Below are 13968 nucleotides of genomic sequence, written 5' to 3'. Positions count from 1 at the left end.
CAATTCCCAAGCTAATAGCCAAAATCATATTCAGATGATTGGGGAATTTGTACGGATCTGACTATAAATTTGCCTCCTCTGCCTCCTCTGCCTCCTCCGCCTCCTCCGCCTCCTCCGCTTCCTCCGCCTCCATTCCCGACTCCCTAATACCGACTCCCGACTCCCGACTCCCTTCCCCCCTTCTCCCGGACGGATTTGGTAATATTTTTTAACATTGAAGTCAATCGTTAAATATAAAATCATGACAACCACTCCCACCGCCACCCCACTGCCCCAAGTGGTCGAACTGCGGCCGAGTTACGCCATTCCCCTGGTGTTGGTTCTCGGCTCGATCCCGCTGTTTCTCGTCCAAAAGTGGGTCGCCCTGCCCGTTTCCCTGTTCGGGCTGTTTCTGACCCTTCAGACAGCCACCATTCGCCTGCAATTTACCCCGACGGATTTGGATGTCTGCCGTTCCGGAAAGCTGATCCGGCGATTCCCCTATCGGGAGTGGCTGAATTGGGAGATTTTTTGGCCGCCCGTGCCGATTTTATTCTACTTTCGAGAGGTCAACAGCATCCACTTTCTGCCCGTTCTGTTCGACCCCAAAATGCTGCGTTCCTGTTTGGAAGAACGGTGCGGTTTCGCCCGAGAGTCTCCCCCGAAAGAAGGATGAAAAAGCGGCGAAGTTAAGATATTTTAACTGCAACTCGTTCAAAAATCCGGTCAAATGAACCGCGATCGCGGGCTTCACGTTTCGTAAAAAATCTCACAGAAAACCGGGAGGTTTTCTGTGAGAACATTGGGTCATTGAGATAGCTGCTCCTAGTGGAGCGAAAGTCCCCTCAACTTGAGGTAAAGTAGAATAGAATCATAGATCTTTCGAGGAAAGGAGATGCACCCCGATGCTAGAAGACCCTGACGATCGATTAACTTCCTGATGGCTTTCACTAACTCCCCTAAAAACTAGGGGCGAGTGGACGACTTTGGACACTACGGACAAGTCATATTGAACGTTTCCGATCTATCAAGGTGTGCGAGTCTATGTTGATTATTGCAGGTCGGTTTTTGAGAATTCAAGGGGTCTGTTGCAATCACCCACTTTTTTGACCGGTCGGGCGTTCTTCTCGAATACACCGCGAGAATTCACCGACCTTTCGGGAAAACCCGAGAGCCCGAAACCTCATTCTCCCGCGATTTGTTCTGTCCGCGTCCACAAGTAAAAGCCGAATATCCTTTTGCCCCGCCGCAGCGATCGCGATCGCCATTGATGAACGGGTCCGACAGCCTACGGCTGATAAACTTGAGTGAATCGGGATCGCCTGCCAGCATCCGGCAAAATGGATTGACATTCCATCACGGTCGCCTTTCCGGAAGGCTGACGCTTTCTCTCCGCGAGGGTCAAGTGCTTCAGAATGAGCAGTTTTGACCCGGATTTTACAACCGACGTAATTTAACCAACCGATTAGATGGACACGAACAAACGACGGGAATCGACTCACACTCTGGTTAGGCGGCAGGCGACGCCGAAAGAACGAGAGTTGATCCATTTGCTGGCCAACCTCGGCTGTTCCCAAGCCAGATACGGCCTCAAACACGCCACCAGTAAAGGAGTGGCCTCCCCCGAAGATAGACTCCGCCTCGCCGAGTGGCACTTCCTCCGACTGCAACAAATTCGCCGAATCGAACGCAGTCTGGCGCCGGTCGCCACCCTGAAGCGGGTCTACTTCAAAACTGCCCTGAGTCCCCGCAGCCTGAAATCCCTGAAACTGGTCTGGACCGAAGGGGACAAAACCCGGGTCAAACGAGTCGATCCCGAATTGGACGAAATCCTCAGCGATGCCTTGGACAGAGGAGACACCCTAAAGCAGATCTTTTACATCGTCGAGATCGAAGCCCGACTCTTCGCCTCCACCCCCGACGGCGGCAAAGTCCCCCTGTGGGTGAAGGAGTGGGAAGATTCCGGCTACGAGATCAATTTCTTTCCGCCTTCCTTCCCGCAGTGGGCGAATATTACCGATCGCGGGTAGTTGGGGAATAGGAAATGGGGAATAGGGAATGGGGAATGGGGTAAATTCAAAAATTTTTTCTTCTGCCCTCGCTTTCCTTTCCTCATTATTTCTATGAGGTGCACGCGGCGCCATACATGGCCCAAATCGCCATCGCCCGCAGGTAGTGGCTGGCCCGGAATGTACCCGCCGCCGTGATCGCCTCGGGGGTGCGAAACTGGAGTCCGTTGTCGTAGACTTGGCGGACCACCGCTTCGGCGAGTTGGAACGCCTCGTTTTTCATCCCCATTTGGATCATGAACGCCCCCAGGCCGAAATTGATCCCCGTCCACACCTCCAAGGGGTGGGTGTCGTCCGGATTTTCCGCTTCTCCGGTCGGTTTCACGCCGTTGGCGGCTCCGAATCTGCCGTCATGAAAATTTTTGAAACAGGACTCGTAAACCGTTCTCAGGGCTGTGAGCGCCCGATCGCGGGACACGATATCCGGCAAGTTGAGCAGGGCCGCGTAAAATTGGCCGCAGAGTTGGTCCGCCATCACCACATCCGAACCGCTTTCGCTGTCGAGGCAATAATAACTGCCATTCCACAGCTTTTCCTCATAAATAGGTTGGGCTAATTCCAGCCAATTTTGATAGGTGGCGATCGCATCTTTGGGGTTTGGGGTGATCTCCTCCGATTCCGATGCCAAAATTTTCCCGATCGCGATCGCGGCTTCCAACGCCGCCAACCACAACCCGCCGCAGTAGGCACTCACCCCCCGCAACCGCCAATCATCGAAGGTCTGATCCGGCGCCCCGCCATTTTCCGGGATGCCGTCCCCGTCGCGATCGAACGTTTTCAAATAGGCGAGAGTTTCCACGATTGCCGGCCAACAGTCCCGCAAAAATTCCAGATTGTCATCCCCCGCCAACTGATAATCCCGATACACCTGCAACACAAAATCGCAGGGCAGATCCTTCCACAAATTGCAGTCCTGATAGCTGGTGTAATTCGTCTTTTCCCAGGGATGTTCGTTGGGCGCCCCGAGGTCGTGGGGAGTCGCCCCGGCGGCTTTGCGGATGGCTTCGGCCTGATTGTAGCCGATAATTCGGGGGGTATGATCTCTAGTTGCGATCGCCCTCGCGAAGGTCCGCAGCACCGATTTTTCCAACTCCGGCCACAGCATCAACAGGGCGAAAGACCCGTACAGCCGCACGTCCAGACTCTCATACCAACGATAATCCAGACATTCCAACACCGCAAATCGACCGATGGGCTGTTCCTCGTCCGCCGCCGTCCACAGCGTCCCCCCGGCGGTGAGGACGTACAATTCGTTGAATAACGCCATTTTGAACCACGGGGGCAAATCGTCGCGATCGCGGATCGGTTTTTGCCAAGCCTCGATATTCTCCAGCCAAGTATCCGAATGCTTCATCGCCGTCCGGATCATCGACCAGGCATTTCGGCCCGTCCGCCCGAAAAAGTCGGTGTAGCGGCGGTAGTAGCTGACCCCCCGTTCAAACTCGGTGATGGGTAGATCCCAGGCGATAAAAAACGGGATTTTGCGGGTTTTTCCCGGCCGCAGCATCACCCGAACCGCCAACGCCACGCCACTCCGTTCCCCTTCTCTGGCGGGTTGTTCGTCTTCCTCATCCAGCAGGGTCCCGTCCTTGGCGAAATACTCCCAAACGTCGGCCCCCGTGCCTTTGGGGTTCCAGCGGGTTTGGTAATACACCTCGACGGCGGGGTTGGTGATGGTGGCGATCGCGATCTGGCCGTCGCCTTCCCCCACCTCGTCATCCACATTCAAACGACTCATCACGCAACCGACGCGGTGGAAATCCTCCACCAGGCGATTATAATTTCCGAGGGAATCCCCCCATTTGGGTCGATAGTCGTAAACGGGACTGCCATCGTCCCGAACCGTGACCGGCGGGGTGTCCAAAGCGTTGGTGAACCAGCCCACGGTATTTTCCCAGGTCAGCATGATGCTGATGGTCATTAACTTGTCGGTGGGGTTGTGGGCGACCCATTCAAAAACGGCGATCGGATAGCTGGTTTCTTGATAATTGCCCGCCCAAACCGGGGAGAATTGTTCGCAGGTTAATTGAGTTTGAAAGATATTTTCATAGACGAACCAACTGCGGGGATAGAGGGCGTGATAGGTTCCGGTGGAGGTGGTTTCCGTCGAGGCGGGATACCAATTCCAGGCGGATAAACTGCCGTCCGAGGGCGGTTCCGTACAGAGGGCGTAGGCCTGACGTCCGGCTTCCGTCTCCTCGAATACGCTGAATTGACAGCCCGGGAGGGTGCGAAAAACGTGCTCGCCGCCGTCGAGATGCCAGAGGTTGAAGTCCCCGCGATGCGATCGGCCGATGCAACCCGCCCCGAACCCGCCCAAGGGCATCCCGTGCCAGGGGCCATCGTCCAAATTGCTGGCGTAGCGGACGGTATAGGGGTTTTCCCATCCCAGTCCGATGGGACGGTTCCAGGTGTGGGGCGGGATGTGGTTGGTGGGTGCTGGGTATTTCATGGCTATTGATTGTATCGCTTCATCCGCACGAAGGTACAGGGATAGCCGGAGACGGTATTCTCGAAGGCTTCGACTTTGCGAAACCCGAATTTTTCGTAGAAGCCGATCGCGTTTCGGTTCCCCGCCATCACAATCGTCCAGGTGGGGGAACCGATGAGGTTGATCGCCAACTGTAGCAGGCGCCCGCCGATGCCGCGACCCTGGTAGTCGGGATCGATGTAGAGGAGGATGATGTAGCGCTCATAGAGCGCCATGATGCCGACGACTTTTTTGCCCTCGCAGGCGACGAACTTGCGGCAGAGGGGAAATAGCTTGGCGATGTGGGGATTTTTGGCGAGGGGTCGCATCCCCCGGAGGTCGCAGGACCCCTGGAATTCGGCGGGTTGGGCGCGATCGTGGACCCGACAGACCCCTTCCCAATCGCGATCGCGGTAGGGGCGAATGGTGATGGTTGGGAGGGTGCGATCGGATGTGGGGGTCATGGACATTGGGGGGTCGGGATTCTCATATTTATTTTACGGGGAAATGGCGAATTTTCTATTTTGTGACCCCCGCCACTGATCAGAAACCGGGTTTCTACCCGAGTTGACGGGTTCTCCCGCGATCGCTTCAAAGAAACCCGGTTTCTACTCCTCACCAGTCGCTTCTAAATTGTGTAAGTTGGGTTCGCACCTCAACCCAACGGAAAAACTATCGGATAAAATGGGTTCATTAATGGGTCGGATCGTCCCTTGGAAAATTCTCTAGGATAGAAGAGGTTACGATGGTACGGACAAATACCAAACCGGAAACCGAAACTTTATCGCTCAATTTGCCGAAAAAAATTCGACTCCATGTCACCCAAGAACAGTTTACCGACCTGGCTTCAACCAATCCCGAATTGAGATTAGAAAGAACCGCGAAAGGAGAGTTAATTGTGAATCCGCCGACGGGTTGGGAAACGGGAAAACGCAATAGCAGGATTTCGGGAGAGTTGTATCTCTGGTGGCGAAATGCGGGGGAACCGGGGGAGGTTTTTGAATCCTCGACGGGGTTTATTTTACCCAATGGTGCGACTCGCGCCCCCGATGCGTCTTGGATTAGTCCGGAACGTTGGGATGCACTCACACCGGAACAAAAGGGAACCTTCGCGAATATCTGTCCGGATTTCGTGGTGGAGTTGCGATCGGATTCGGATACGCTAAAATCGCTGCAAGAAAAAATGCGGGAGTATGTGGATAATGGGGCGAAATTGGGTTGGTTAATCGATCCGCAAAATCGAACGGCGGAAATTTATCGGCCGGGGTTGGAGGTGGAGGTGTTGTCAAGTCCCGCCGAGGTATCCGGTGAAGACGTTTTGCCCGGTTTCGTGTTGGATTTGCGTCGAGTTTGGAGTTGAAATGCGATCGGGTTTGTCCCGCCATTGACAAGAATAGCAGTTCGTTTCAGAAACCGAAAAGACTCAACTTGACTCCCCTCGCCCAGAATTGGGAGAGGGGCTGGGGGTGAGGGCTTTACGAGTATCTCAAGCCCCCTAAATCCCCCAACTTTGGGGGACTTTTATTCTCCCCTCGCCCAGAATTGGGAGAGGGGCTGGGGGTGAGGGCCGGATCTCAAAGTCCCCCTTTTGAAGGGGGATTTAGGGGGATCGTCCGTCAATTTAAAGAGTCGGAGAATCCCCCCTAACCCCCCTTGGAAAAAGGGGGGAAAAGAGTATATCACTGGGGCAGCAAGTTTTTACCGAAAGTGATTCGAGGGAAAAAGAAAACCTCGCCGGGACAGATAAAATTGCCCTGGAATCCCCCCGATGTGGAAAACGCGGAGGTGGCGGCAGTGGCGGAAAAGTTTGTGAAAGCCAACTGCTACATGAGTTAGTTGAATGAATCACTCCTGAAATGCTCTGGGAGCGTATGACGCCCCCACAATTTCACTCCGAAGTCCGGTACAGGAAAAAACCGGCGACGCCCAAACCCAACAGGGTGGGAAGCCAAGCCGCCATGAACGGACTGAGGATGGCTTTCTGACCCATCGCGCCGGTGATAAAGGAGAGTAAATAATAGGCGAAAATGATCATGACGCTGACGCCGAAACTGGTGGCGCGGTTGGTGCGGCCGGGGCGGGAACCGAGGGAGGCGCCGAGGAGTCCGAACACCACGCAGACGAAGGGGAGGGCGTACTTTTGTTGGATGCGGACTTGGGTTTTGATCACCTTCTTTTGGTCGCCGCTCATCTTCATCAATTGCAGGTATTCTTGGGTTTGGGCGATGTTCATTTCGCCGTATTCGCGATCGTCGGATGCCAAATCTAAGGGGGCGCGAGAGAGGTGCAATTCCTTGTGGTCGAAGCGGGCGATGTTGCGATAAGACCCGTCCGGATCGACGAGATAAACGGTGCCTTCGTAGAAATCCCAGGTGGTTTGGGTGGGGTTCCAAACGGCGCTTTCTGAGGAGATAATTTGGGTGATGCCTTCTCGGGAGCGATCGAGGATTGTGACGCCCTGCATTTCGCCGTTCTCGAATTCTTCCGCGTAGAATAGCCGCACCAAAACGTTGACTTTTTTATCGGAATCTGGGAGGCGTACCCGCTGATATTCGGGGTAAAAAATATTATGTTCTCGGATAGGGATTTCGTCTTGGTTGAGGGCTCTTTCTAAGGTGTATGAGGCGCGATAGTTGGCGGCGGGGACGATCAGTTCGTTGAAGGCGAAGGTGAGCCCGGTGACGAAGAAGCTGAAAATGACGGCGGGAATGACGAGGCGGTAAATGCTGATCCCGCAACTGCGGAGGGCGATCAATTCGCTGTCGCTGGACAGGCGCCCGTACACCATCAGGGTGGTTAAAATCATCGACATCGGGAAGGCGAGGACGATGAAATCGGGCATTTTCAGCAGGAAGACTTGAAAGGCAATGCCCACCGGAAGGCCGGATTCGGCGACTTTTCGCACCAGTTCAAAGACGGTGCCGACGGTGACGGCAACGGAGGTGAACAATCCTACGCCAAAGAGAAAGGGGGGGATCAGTTCTTGGATGATGTACCGATCCAGGACTGATAAATTGGGGAGTCGAAATGAGGCAGAATTTAGAGATTTTGAAACCGATAATTTCATAACTGGAAATTGTCACCGAGATAATACTGTCGCACTAGGGGATTATTGTAGAGTTCTTCGGCTACGCCAGAGGCAAAAATTTGTCCGTCCCGCATGATGTAGGCGCGATCGGTGATCGCCAGGGTTTCGCGGACGTTGTGATCGGTGATCAGGATGCCCATGTTGCGATCGCGCAAAGAAGCCACGATCGCCTGCATCTCCGACACCGCGATGGGATCGACCCCGGCGAAGGGTTCGTCCAGCAGCAAAAAGTGGGGGGGTTCGGGTCCCGATGCCAGGGCGCGGGCCAGTTCCGTCCGCCGCCGCTCCCCCCCGGACACCTGGATGCCCAAGTTGCAGGCGACTTTTTCCAGGCGGAAATCCCGCAACAGGCTGTCGAGCCGGTGTTCCCACAGGGGGCGGGGGACGCGGGTTTGTTGCAGGATCAGCAGGATGTTATCCCGGACGCTGAGATGGCGGAAAATGCTGGCTTCCTGGGCGAGATAGCCGATGCCGAGTCGGGCCCGCCTGTGCATCGGCAAGTCGGTGATATCGCGATCGTCGAGGTAGACGCTCCCCTGGGTGGGTTTTTCCAATCCCGTGGCGATGTAGAAGGTGGTGGTCTTCCCGGCGCCGTTGGGACCGAGGAGGCCGACGATTTCTCCCTGGGCGATCGCTAGGTTCACCCGACTGACGACGGTGCGCTTTCCATAGGTTTTGTGAATGTTCTCCAGCACAATTCTCATCGCCGTTCAGCAGGATTCCACAAGTTGACTGACTCTCCAGGGTAGCACGTCGGTTCGATCGCCATTCCTGCCGAATCCTTTCAAATTCTCCGATTACTGAGCCTGACTCGACGGAGAACTCAAGGGATTTTTGAAGGCGGGTTTGGGGTTGAAGGGCTCGGTGTCCGCAGTTTTGGGGCCGGCCGTGTCGTCGGGGACCAGATAAATGGACTCCACCTGTCCGCCGCCTTCGGGGGTGGCGATGAACCGCCCCTCGTCGATGAGATAGGTGACGGTTTCTCCCCTGATGCTGTTTCCCTCCTGCAAAACGAAGACGTCGCCGCTGAGGACGATGCGGCGCTCCCGGCTGAAGTATTGGGCCTGGGCCGCGGTGGCCTGGATGTTGCGGGCGGGGTAGTCAATTTGCACGTTGCCTCTAGCCGTGACAATCCCCGTGTTGGCGTCGGCTTCCTGGATGTCGGAGCGGACGGTCATGGCGCGGCCGGGGGCTTGGGGGGTGGCGGCGGCAGTCTGGGCGCGACTCGGGGAGGGGGCGAAGACTGCTTCGGTGAAAATGACGGTGGCGAAGGCGATCGCGATCGCCGGAATCAGCGCCAGTTGGGAGAGCGGTCGGTTGGGCAGTCGGTCAGTGAGCATGATGGCGTATGCAAATGGCGAGTGACGACAATGAAAATCTTTGAGAGGCTCTGTGTGCCTTTATTTTATCTCCATACGGAAAAGATGCAGGACTGGGGCGGAGGGGGCTCCAGGGGCTCCAGGGGCAGAGGAGGCAGAGGAGGAAAGTTTTGATCAGATCTGTAAACTCCCCAATCATCTTCAGATGATTTTTGCTATTAGCTTGGGAATTGATTCCCAAGCGGTGCAGATGTTCAACCTGTTTCTCCGCTCCCTCCGCTTCCTCCGCTCCCTCCGCTTCCTCCGCTCCCTCCGCTTCCTCCGCTTCCTCCGCTCCCTCCGCTCCCTCCGCTCCCTCCGCTTCCTCCGCTCCCTCCGCTCCCCCACACCCCATTCGGGCAGGCACAGAGGCACTGCCCCCACGGCGGGAGGAAAGATGTCACAAATTGGTAAGAAACGGCGCGATCGCACGCCGGCTTTGGTATATCTGGAAACAGACCCGCATCTATTCTTGTTGTAAGTTTTCAGAATAATTAATCATGACGACACCAAACGCTCAATATATCCTGGCGCTTGACCTGGGTACGACAGGCAATCGGGCGATTCTGTTTAATGCCGAAGGTTCGATTGCGGGTCAAGCTTACAAGGAACTCAAACAACATTACCCCAAACCGGGTTGGCTGGAACACGACCCCAACGAGATTTGGGAAGATCTCTACGAGATGATGCAGCGGGTGTTCCGGGATACGGGCATTTCCCCCACCCAGGTCCAGGCGATCGGGCTGACGGTGCAGCGGGAAACCTGTATGTTGTGGGACAAAACCACCGGGGAACCCCTCCACAATGCGATCGTCTGGCAGGACCGGCGCACGGCCCCCATGTGCCGGGAATTGGCCGGACAGGGAAAAGCCGAGATGATTCAGGAACGGACGGGACTGGTCCTCGACGCCTATTTTTCGGCGACGAAGTTGTCCTGGTTGATGGATTGGGTGAAGCGGGAAAAACCCGATGTCAACTGGGATAACGTTTTGGCGGGGACGGTGGACACTTGGACGCTGTGGAAGCTGACGGGGGGCAAGGTTCACGCCACGGACCACAGCAACGCCAGCCGCACCATGTTGATGAATTTGGATCGGGGGGACTGGAGCCCGGATCTGCTGAAACTGTTCGACATTCCGGCTTCCATGATGCCCGAAATCAAGCCCAGTATGGGGCTGTTCGGGAAGACGGACCCGAATCTGTTCGGGGTGGGAATTCCCATCACCGCCATTTTTGGGGACCAGCAGGCGGCCCTGTTCGCCCACGGGTGCGCGGAACCGGGGATGCTCAAATGTACCTACGGGACGGGGTGTTTCCTAATTTCGCAGATGGGGGACCAACTGACGCGATCGCACAATCAACTCCTCTCGACGGTGGCCTGGACGTGGGACGGCAACGGGGGTCCGATGAAGGCCAACTACGCCCTCGAAGGCGCCATGTTCACCACGGGGGCCTGCATCCAGTGGTTGCGGGACGGCATTAAACTGATCGACTCGGCGGGGGAAACGGACGGGTTGTGCCGCCAGGTGCCGGACACCAACGGAGTCTATTTCGTCCCGGCCCTCAGCGGTTTGGGGGCGCCCCACTGGGACATGAGCGCCCGGGGTTCTTTTATGGGGATTACCGGCGGCGTGCGACGGGAGCACATGGTGCGGGCCGTTTTGGAGTCCATCGCCTACCAGGTGCACGAGGTGGTTGAGGCGATGAATAAGGATTGTGATACGTCTATTTCCCTGCTGAAGGTGGACGGCGGCGCCTCCCGGAATAATTTCCTGATGCAGTTCCAGGCGGACTTGCTGGGGATTCCGGTGGAACGTCCGGCGATTTTGGACGCGACGGCCCAGGGGGCGGCGTTCGGCGCGGGTTTGGCGATCGGGTTTTGGGACAGTTACGACGATTTGATCGGACGGCGAAAGGTTGATCGCGTGTTTGAACCGGGAGAGGGGACACAACAGGCTCGGGATAATTTTGAAATGTGGCAAAAGGCGATCGCCCGGGCGAAAGACTGGGTGGATTGATCTGATATCCGGGATATCCGGTTAACCGAATAACGGTCGGTCGGGCGGCGATCGCGGAAGGCAGCTTCAAACCCTCCCAATTCTGCCGGTTTTTGCGGTTCCGAACCCGACCGACATTCCTTTTTAAGGTCGGTATCCCGAATTTAATCTCTCCCCCGACTCCCGATTCTCGACTCCCGACTCCCCCCACAAAAGTACGGTGTTTTGGATGGTTTGGTTCGCAAAACCGAACGGCGATCTTCTGGCGGAAAGCTTACACTTAAAACATGAAAGTTGAAGCTAATCAGGAGATGAGAGATATGTCTATCGTTCGTTGGCAACCCTTTAATGAAATCGATACGTTACAGCGGGAATTCAACCAGCTATTCGACCAATTTATCACCCCCACCGTCCGGGACAATAGCCGGGGGTTGGCGTTCGTTCCCCCCGCCGAATTGAGCGAAACAGAGGACGGCTACGAACTGCGGTTGGAAGTGCCCGGAATGGATGCAAAGGACATCGAGATTGAGGTGACTGCCGAGGCGATTTCCATCGGCGGCGATCGCAAATCGGAAACCAAAACGGAGGAGAACGGTAAAACTCGCACGGAGTTCCGTTACGGCCAATTCCGGCGCGTGATTCCCCTCCCCGGCCGCATCAAAAACTCGGAAGTCAAAGCCGAATATAAAGACGGTATTCTCAATGTAATGCTTCCCAAAGCCGAGGAAGAAAAGAATAAGGTCGTCAAAGTTGAAATCGGCTAAATTGTGCGATCGTAGTTAATTAGAAACCGGGTTTCTCGGATGGTTTGGAGAAACCCGGTTTCTCAATGGTAAGCTGAGGAACACATCGGAGCTGGTGACAATCGTCTATAAATCAACCCACTCTTCAAACGAAATGGAGCGATCGACAATTTCCTCGACTTCTCGAATCATCATCCGCAATTGAGCTACAGAATACTCATTGTTAGAGGGGATGGTTAATCGATTGTCATTGAAGACCATAAATTGATGTCGAGTTCCAGAAAAAGGCCCGTCAAATCCTAGCCGTCGCAATTTTTTGATAAAATCCCGACGTTTACAGGGTGTCCACCGGCTCACGAATCGGCTCCTCGTTGAGATTGATGTCGTCAATAATTGGCAGGGAGTGACCGAGTTTCAGCCCCAACAGAATCCAATCTTCTAGAGTCGATCGCAACTCATTTTCACACTGCCGCAGCGTGTTTTCAAATGCGATAACGCCTTTGCAGGCAGGAATTTTGCCGACGAAAGTACCGTCCTCAAGCTTGTCGTAAATGGCTTGATACAGAGCCGCCTCTATATATTGGCTTAAAATATAATTGACGCTCATCAGCGAACCTCTTTACCTTGTTATTTTAGCTCAAATTATTTTGGATTGACCTTGCCGGAGATGGCGGTGAACCGGGGCGAATTTCTTCTCGGGGACATTCTTCAAGATAAAGCCGAGTCGCCCCTTTGAGATTGGCGATCGCTTCCTCTATGGTTTCCCCTTGATCGACCGTTCCGACTTCCGGACACTCCGCCACATACAGATCATCTTCTTTATAAATGATGGCAGTCAATGTTTTTGTTTTCATGGGAAATTTGAGGTCGATTGTTAAATTGATTCGATTATAGCATCGTTCATGCAACATCTCCCTTGTCAGATGTGCGAGAAAGTGGTTTTATACAATCAGACCGATCGCCCTCTATCAACCATCCGAACCATGTCCACACCATCGCCCAGACAAATCTTAGAAACCCTGCTGCCCCCCTTGCGGGCCGCGGCGGCTTACGCCCGTTTCATCCAACCCAAAATTACTGCCCTCCCCGTCAAGGAAGGCGATAATTTTTTTGCCCAAGCCCTCAGCGATGCCGACTTGTCGATTCAAAATTTTGTGGAAGTGGTGCTGCTGGGCACATTTCCGGATATCCGTTTTTATGGAGAAGAACTCGATCGCTCTCCCAATACCAAATATTTTCGCAGCACCGAACTCGGCCCCCCCGGCGATTACCTCGTCACCCTGGACCCCATCGACGGGACCAAATTTTATCTCGACGGACACTCCAACTATCAGATTTTGTTGGGGGTTTTGAACGCGGATGAATTTGAAGCCGCCCTGGCGATTTCTCCCGGCGAGAATACCTATTTTTACGCCTTCCGGGGAGAGGGGGTTTTTAAAGGTGCGCTGAATGTGGATTTCGACCAATGTACGCCCTTAAAAATTCAACCTTTAAAGTCCGCCGTCCTGTTGGGTGTCGGGATGAGTCACCTCAAGTCCCGTCTGGGCGATCGCTACACCGCCGTCGATGTGGAAATGGACTATTCCAGCGATCGCCAAATCCCCAATATAAACGGGATGTTCGGCGGCGACCTGTGCGGGGCGGCGATTCGGGCGGGTAAGTTTATCGACGGGGCGTTATTGGCGTTTATGGCAAAAGAAGCCGGCTGCATCGTCACCACCTCGGACGGTTCGCCCCTCCCTCCCCTCCACGCCTGCGAGGATTACAGCCGGCCCGGATTGATCGTGGCGGCATCGGAAGCGATTCACCGGGATTTACTCGCCGCCTGTGGGGGTTAAAATCGTGTAGCACGGGCATCTTGCCTGTACGATGCGGATGCCAATTTAAAATTAAATGCGATCGGTTCCGCACGAAATCCATTTTTCCTGCAAGATAAAAGAAACTCGACTCACGGAGGATTATGACCATACAACTGAAAGTTCCCTCGATGGTCTGTGACGCCTGCGCCAACAGCGTCACCAAAGCCATTCACAACGTTGACGGCAACGCCGATGTCAATGTGGATTTGAATACAAAATTGGTCAGCATTGACGGCAATGCTTCCGAGGAGGACATCCGCGCCGCGATCGCCAAAGCCGGACACACCACCGAATCTTAATTGGTGCGATCGCATTTTTTGAGGAAATGGGCAAGCGCAGAGGCTTGCCCCTACAGCTTTTTTTCATTCATTTGGGCAAGCGCAGAGGCTTGCCCCTACAGCTTTT

The 13968-nt window shown here is 54.8% G+C and carries 16 protein-coding genes; 9 read left to right on the top strand and 7 right to left on the bottom strand.

The window, feature by feature from the left end:
• The first annotated feature begins 241 nt into the window (after positions 1–241).
• Together LKE08_RS03245 and LKE08_RS03240 are read left to right on the top strand one after the other, a co-directional pair.
• Positions 242–655 (top strand): DUF3119 family protein, encoded by a 414-nt coding sequence (locus tag LKE08_RS03245; protein ID WP_324702759.1) that lies wholly within the window; start codon positions 242–244, stop codon positions 653–655.
• Positions 656–1448: 793 nt separating this feature from the next.
• Positions 1449–2009: a hypothetical protein gene (locus LKE08_RS03240; protein ID WP_324702758.1), complete on the top strand. Its 561-nt coding sequence runs from the start codon at positions 1449–1451 to the stop codon at positions 2007–2009.
• Positions 2010–2100: 91 nt separating this feature from the next.
• On the opposite strand, the gene LKE08_RS03235 is transcribed toward LKE08_RS03240, so the two are convergent.
• Positions 2101–4500, bottom strand: a complete 2400-nt coding sequence (locus tag LKE08_RS03235; protein WP_324702757.1) for a GH116 family glycosyl hydrolase — start codon at positions 4498–4500, stop codon at positions 2101–2103.
• 2 nt (positions 4501–4502) lie between these two features.
• Entirely contained in the window at positions 4503–4982 is a 480-nt protein-coding gene (locus LKE08_RS03230) for a GNAT family N-acetyltransferase (RefSeq protein WP_324702756.1), read from the bottom strand.
• 281 nt (positions 4983–5263) lie between these two features.
• Here LKE08_RS03230 and LKE08_RS03225 point away from each other — a divergent pair, with 281 nt between their 5' ends.
• Positions 5264–5878: a Uma2 family endonuclease gene (locus tag LKE08_RS03225; protein WP_324702755.1), complete on the top strand. Its 615-nt coding sequence runs from the start codon at positions 5264–5266 to the stop codon at positions 5876–5878.
• 347 nt (positions 5879–6225) lie between these two features.
• Positions 6226–6354 carry a hypothetical protein gene (locus LKE08_RS03220; protein WP_324702754.1) on the top strand — a complete coding sequence of 43 codons (129 nt, stop codon included), beginning with the start codon at positions 6226–6228 and terminating at the stop codon, positions 6352–6354.
• Positions 6355–6406: 52 nt separating this feature from the next.
• Here LKE08_RS03220 and LKE08_RS03215 read toward each other — a convergent pair whose 3' ends face one another.
• The 3 genes from LKE08_RS03215 to LKE08_RS03205 form a co-directional block, all read right to left on the bottom strand.
• Positions 6407–7585, bottom strand: a complete 1179-nt coding sequence (locus LKE08_RS03215) for an LptF/LptG family permease (protein ID WP_324702753.1) — start codon at positions 7583–7585, stop codon at positions 6407–6409.
• Positions 7582–8310, bottom strand: a complete 729-nt coding sequence (lptB, locus tag LKE08_RS03210) for an LPS export ABC transporter ATP-binding protein (RefSeq protein WP_324702752.1) — start codon at positions 8308–8310, stop codon at positions 7582–7584. Before lptB ends, LKE08_RS03215 begins: the two co-directional genes overlap by 4 nt.
• 93 nt (positions 8311–8403) lie before the next feature.
• The gene (locus LKE08_RS03205; RefSeq protein WP_324702751.1) at positions 8404–8946 is read right to left on the bottom strand and encodes an LptA/OstA family protein; all 543 of its coding nucleotides are present in this window, start codon (positions 8944–8946) and stop codon (positions 8404–8406) included.
• Between the two features lie 184 nt (positions 8947–9130).
• Here LKE08_RS03205 and LKE08_RS03200 point away from each other — a divergent pair, with 184 nt between their 5' ends.
• The 3 genes from LKE08_RS03200 to LKE08_RS03190 all read left to right on the top strand — a co-directional run bounded on the left by LKE08_RS03200 (position 9131) and on the right by LKE08_RS03190 (position 11725).
• Positions 9131–9445 carry a hypothetical protein gene (locus LKE08_RS03200; protein WP_324702750.1) on the top strand — a complete coding sequence of 105 codons (315 nt, stop codon included), beginning with the start codon at positions 9131–9133 and terminating at the stop codon, positions 9443–9445.
• 19 nt (positions 9446–9464) lie between these two features.
• Positions 9465–10982 carry a glycerol kinase GlpK gene (gene glpK / locus LKE08_RS03195; RefSeq protein ID WP_324702749.1) on the top strand — a complete coding sequence of 506 codons (1518 nt, stop codon included), beginning with the start codon at positions 9465–9467 and terminating at the stop codon, positions 10980–10982.
• 299 nt (positions 10983–11281) lie between these two features.
• Complete coding sequence (locus LKE08_RS03190; protein ID WP_324702748.1) at positions 11282–11725, top strand: Hsp20/alpha crystallin family protein; 444 nt, start codon at positions 11282–11284, stop codon at positions 11723–11725.
• 313 nt (positions 11726–12038) lie between these two features.
• Here LKE08_RS03190 and LKE08_RS03185 read toward each other — a convergent pair whose 3' ends face one another.
• A complete protein-coding gene (locus LKE08_RS03185; protein ID WP_324702747.1) occupies positions 12039–12311 on the bottom strand; it encodes a type II toxin-antitoxin system HicB family antitoxin in 273 nt (90 codons plus the stop codon).
• A 25-nt stretch (positions 12312–12336) separates the two neighbouring features.
• Positions 12337–12558 (bottom strand): type II toxin-antitoxin system HicB family antitoxin, encoded by a 222-nt coding sequence (locus tag LKE08_RS03180; RefSeq protein ID WP_324702746.1) that lies wholly within the window; start codon positions 12556–12558, stop codon positions 12337–12339.
• A gap of 129 nt (positions 12559–12687) precedes the next feature.
• Between LKE08_RS03180 and LKE08_RS03175 the strand changes: the two genes are divergently transcribed.
• On the top strand, positions 12688–13542 hold the full coding sequence (locus tag LKE08_RS03175) for an inositol monophosphatase family protein (protein ID WP_324702745.1): 855 nt from the start codon (positions 12688–12690) through the stop codon (positions 13540–13542).
• 122 nt (positions 13543–13664) lie between these two features.
• Positions 13665–13862 (top strand): heavy-metal-associated domain-containing protein, encoded by a 198-nt coding sequence (locus LKE08_RS03170; protein WP_324702744.1) that lies wholly within the window; start codon positions 13665–13667, stop codon positions 13860–13862.
• The last annotated feature ends 106 nt before the right edge of the window (positions 13863–13968 follow it).

It is taken from the genome of Lyngbya sp. CCY1209, assembly GCF_035615495.1.
Taxonomy (GTDB): Bacteria; Cyanobacteriota; Cyanobacteriia; order Cyanobacteriales; family Microcoleaceae; genus Limnospira.
This window is presented reverse-complemented; position numbering and strand designations above follow the sequence as displayed.

Coding starts and splice junctions, on each gene's coding strand:
- LKE08_RS03245 (WP_324702759.1), top strand. CDS start 242: ATGACAACCACTCCCACCGCCACCCCACTGCCCCAAGTGGTCGAACTG.
- LKE08_RS03240 (WP_324702758.1), top strand. CDS start 1,449: ATGGACACGAACAAACGACGGGAATCGACTCACACTCTGGTTAGGCGG.
- LKE08_RS03235 (WP_324702757.1), bottom strand. CDS start 4,500: ATGAAATACCCAGCACCCACCAACCACATCCCGCCCCACACCTGGAAC.
- LKE08_RS03230 (WP_324702756.1), bottom strand. CDS start 4,982: ATGACCCCCACATCCGATCGCACCCTCCCAACCATCACCATTCGCCCC.
- LKE08_RS03225 (WP_324702755.1), top strand. CDS start 5,264: ATGGTACGGACAAATACCAAACCGGAAACCGAAACTTTATCGCTCAAT.
- LKE08_RS03215 (WP_324702753.1), bottom strand. CDS start 7,585: ATGAAATTATCGGTTTCAAAATCTCTAAATTCTGCCTCATTTCGACTC.
- lptB (WP_324702752.1), bottom strand. CDS start 8,310: ATGAGAATTGTGCTGGAGAACATTCACAAAACCTATGGAAAGCGCACC.
- LKE08_RS03205 (WP_324702751.1), bottom strand. CDS start 8,946: ATGCTCACTGACCGACTGCCCAACCGACCGCTCTCCCAACTGGCGCTG.
- LKE08_RS03200 (WP_324702750.1), top strand. CDS start 9,131: ATGATTTTTGCTATTAGCTTGGGAATTGATTCCCAAGCGGTGCAGATG.
- glpK (WP_324702749.1), top strand. CDS start 9,465: ATGACGACACCAAACGCTCAATATATCCTGGCGCTTGACCTGGGTACG.
- LKE08_RS03190 (WP_324702748.1), top strand. CDS start 11,282: ATGTCTATCGTTCGTTGGCAACCCTTTAATGAAATCGATACGTTACAG.
- LKE08_RS03185 (WP_324702747.1), bottom strand. CDS start 12,311: ATGAGCGTCAATTATATTTTAAGCCAATATATAGAGGCGGCTCTGTAT.
- LKE08_RS03180 (WP_324702746.1), bottom strand. CDS start 12,558: ATGAAAACAAAAACATTGACTGCCATCATTTATAAAGAAGATGATCTG.
- LKE08_RS03175 (WP_324702745.1), top strand. CDS start 12,688: ATGTCCACACCATCGCCCAGACAAATCTTAGAAACCCTGCTGCCCCCC.
- LKE08_RS03170 (WP_324702744.1), top strand. CDS start 13,665: ATGACCATACAACTGAAAGTTCCCTCGATGGTCTGTGACGCCTGCGCC.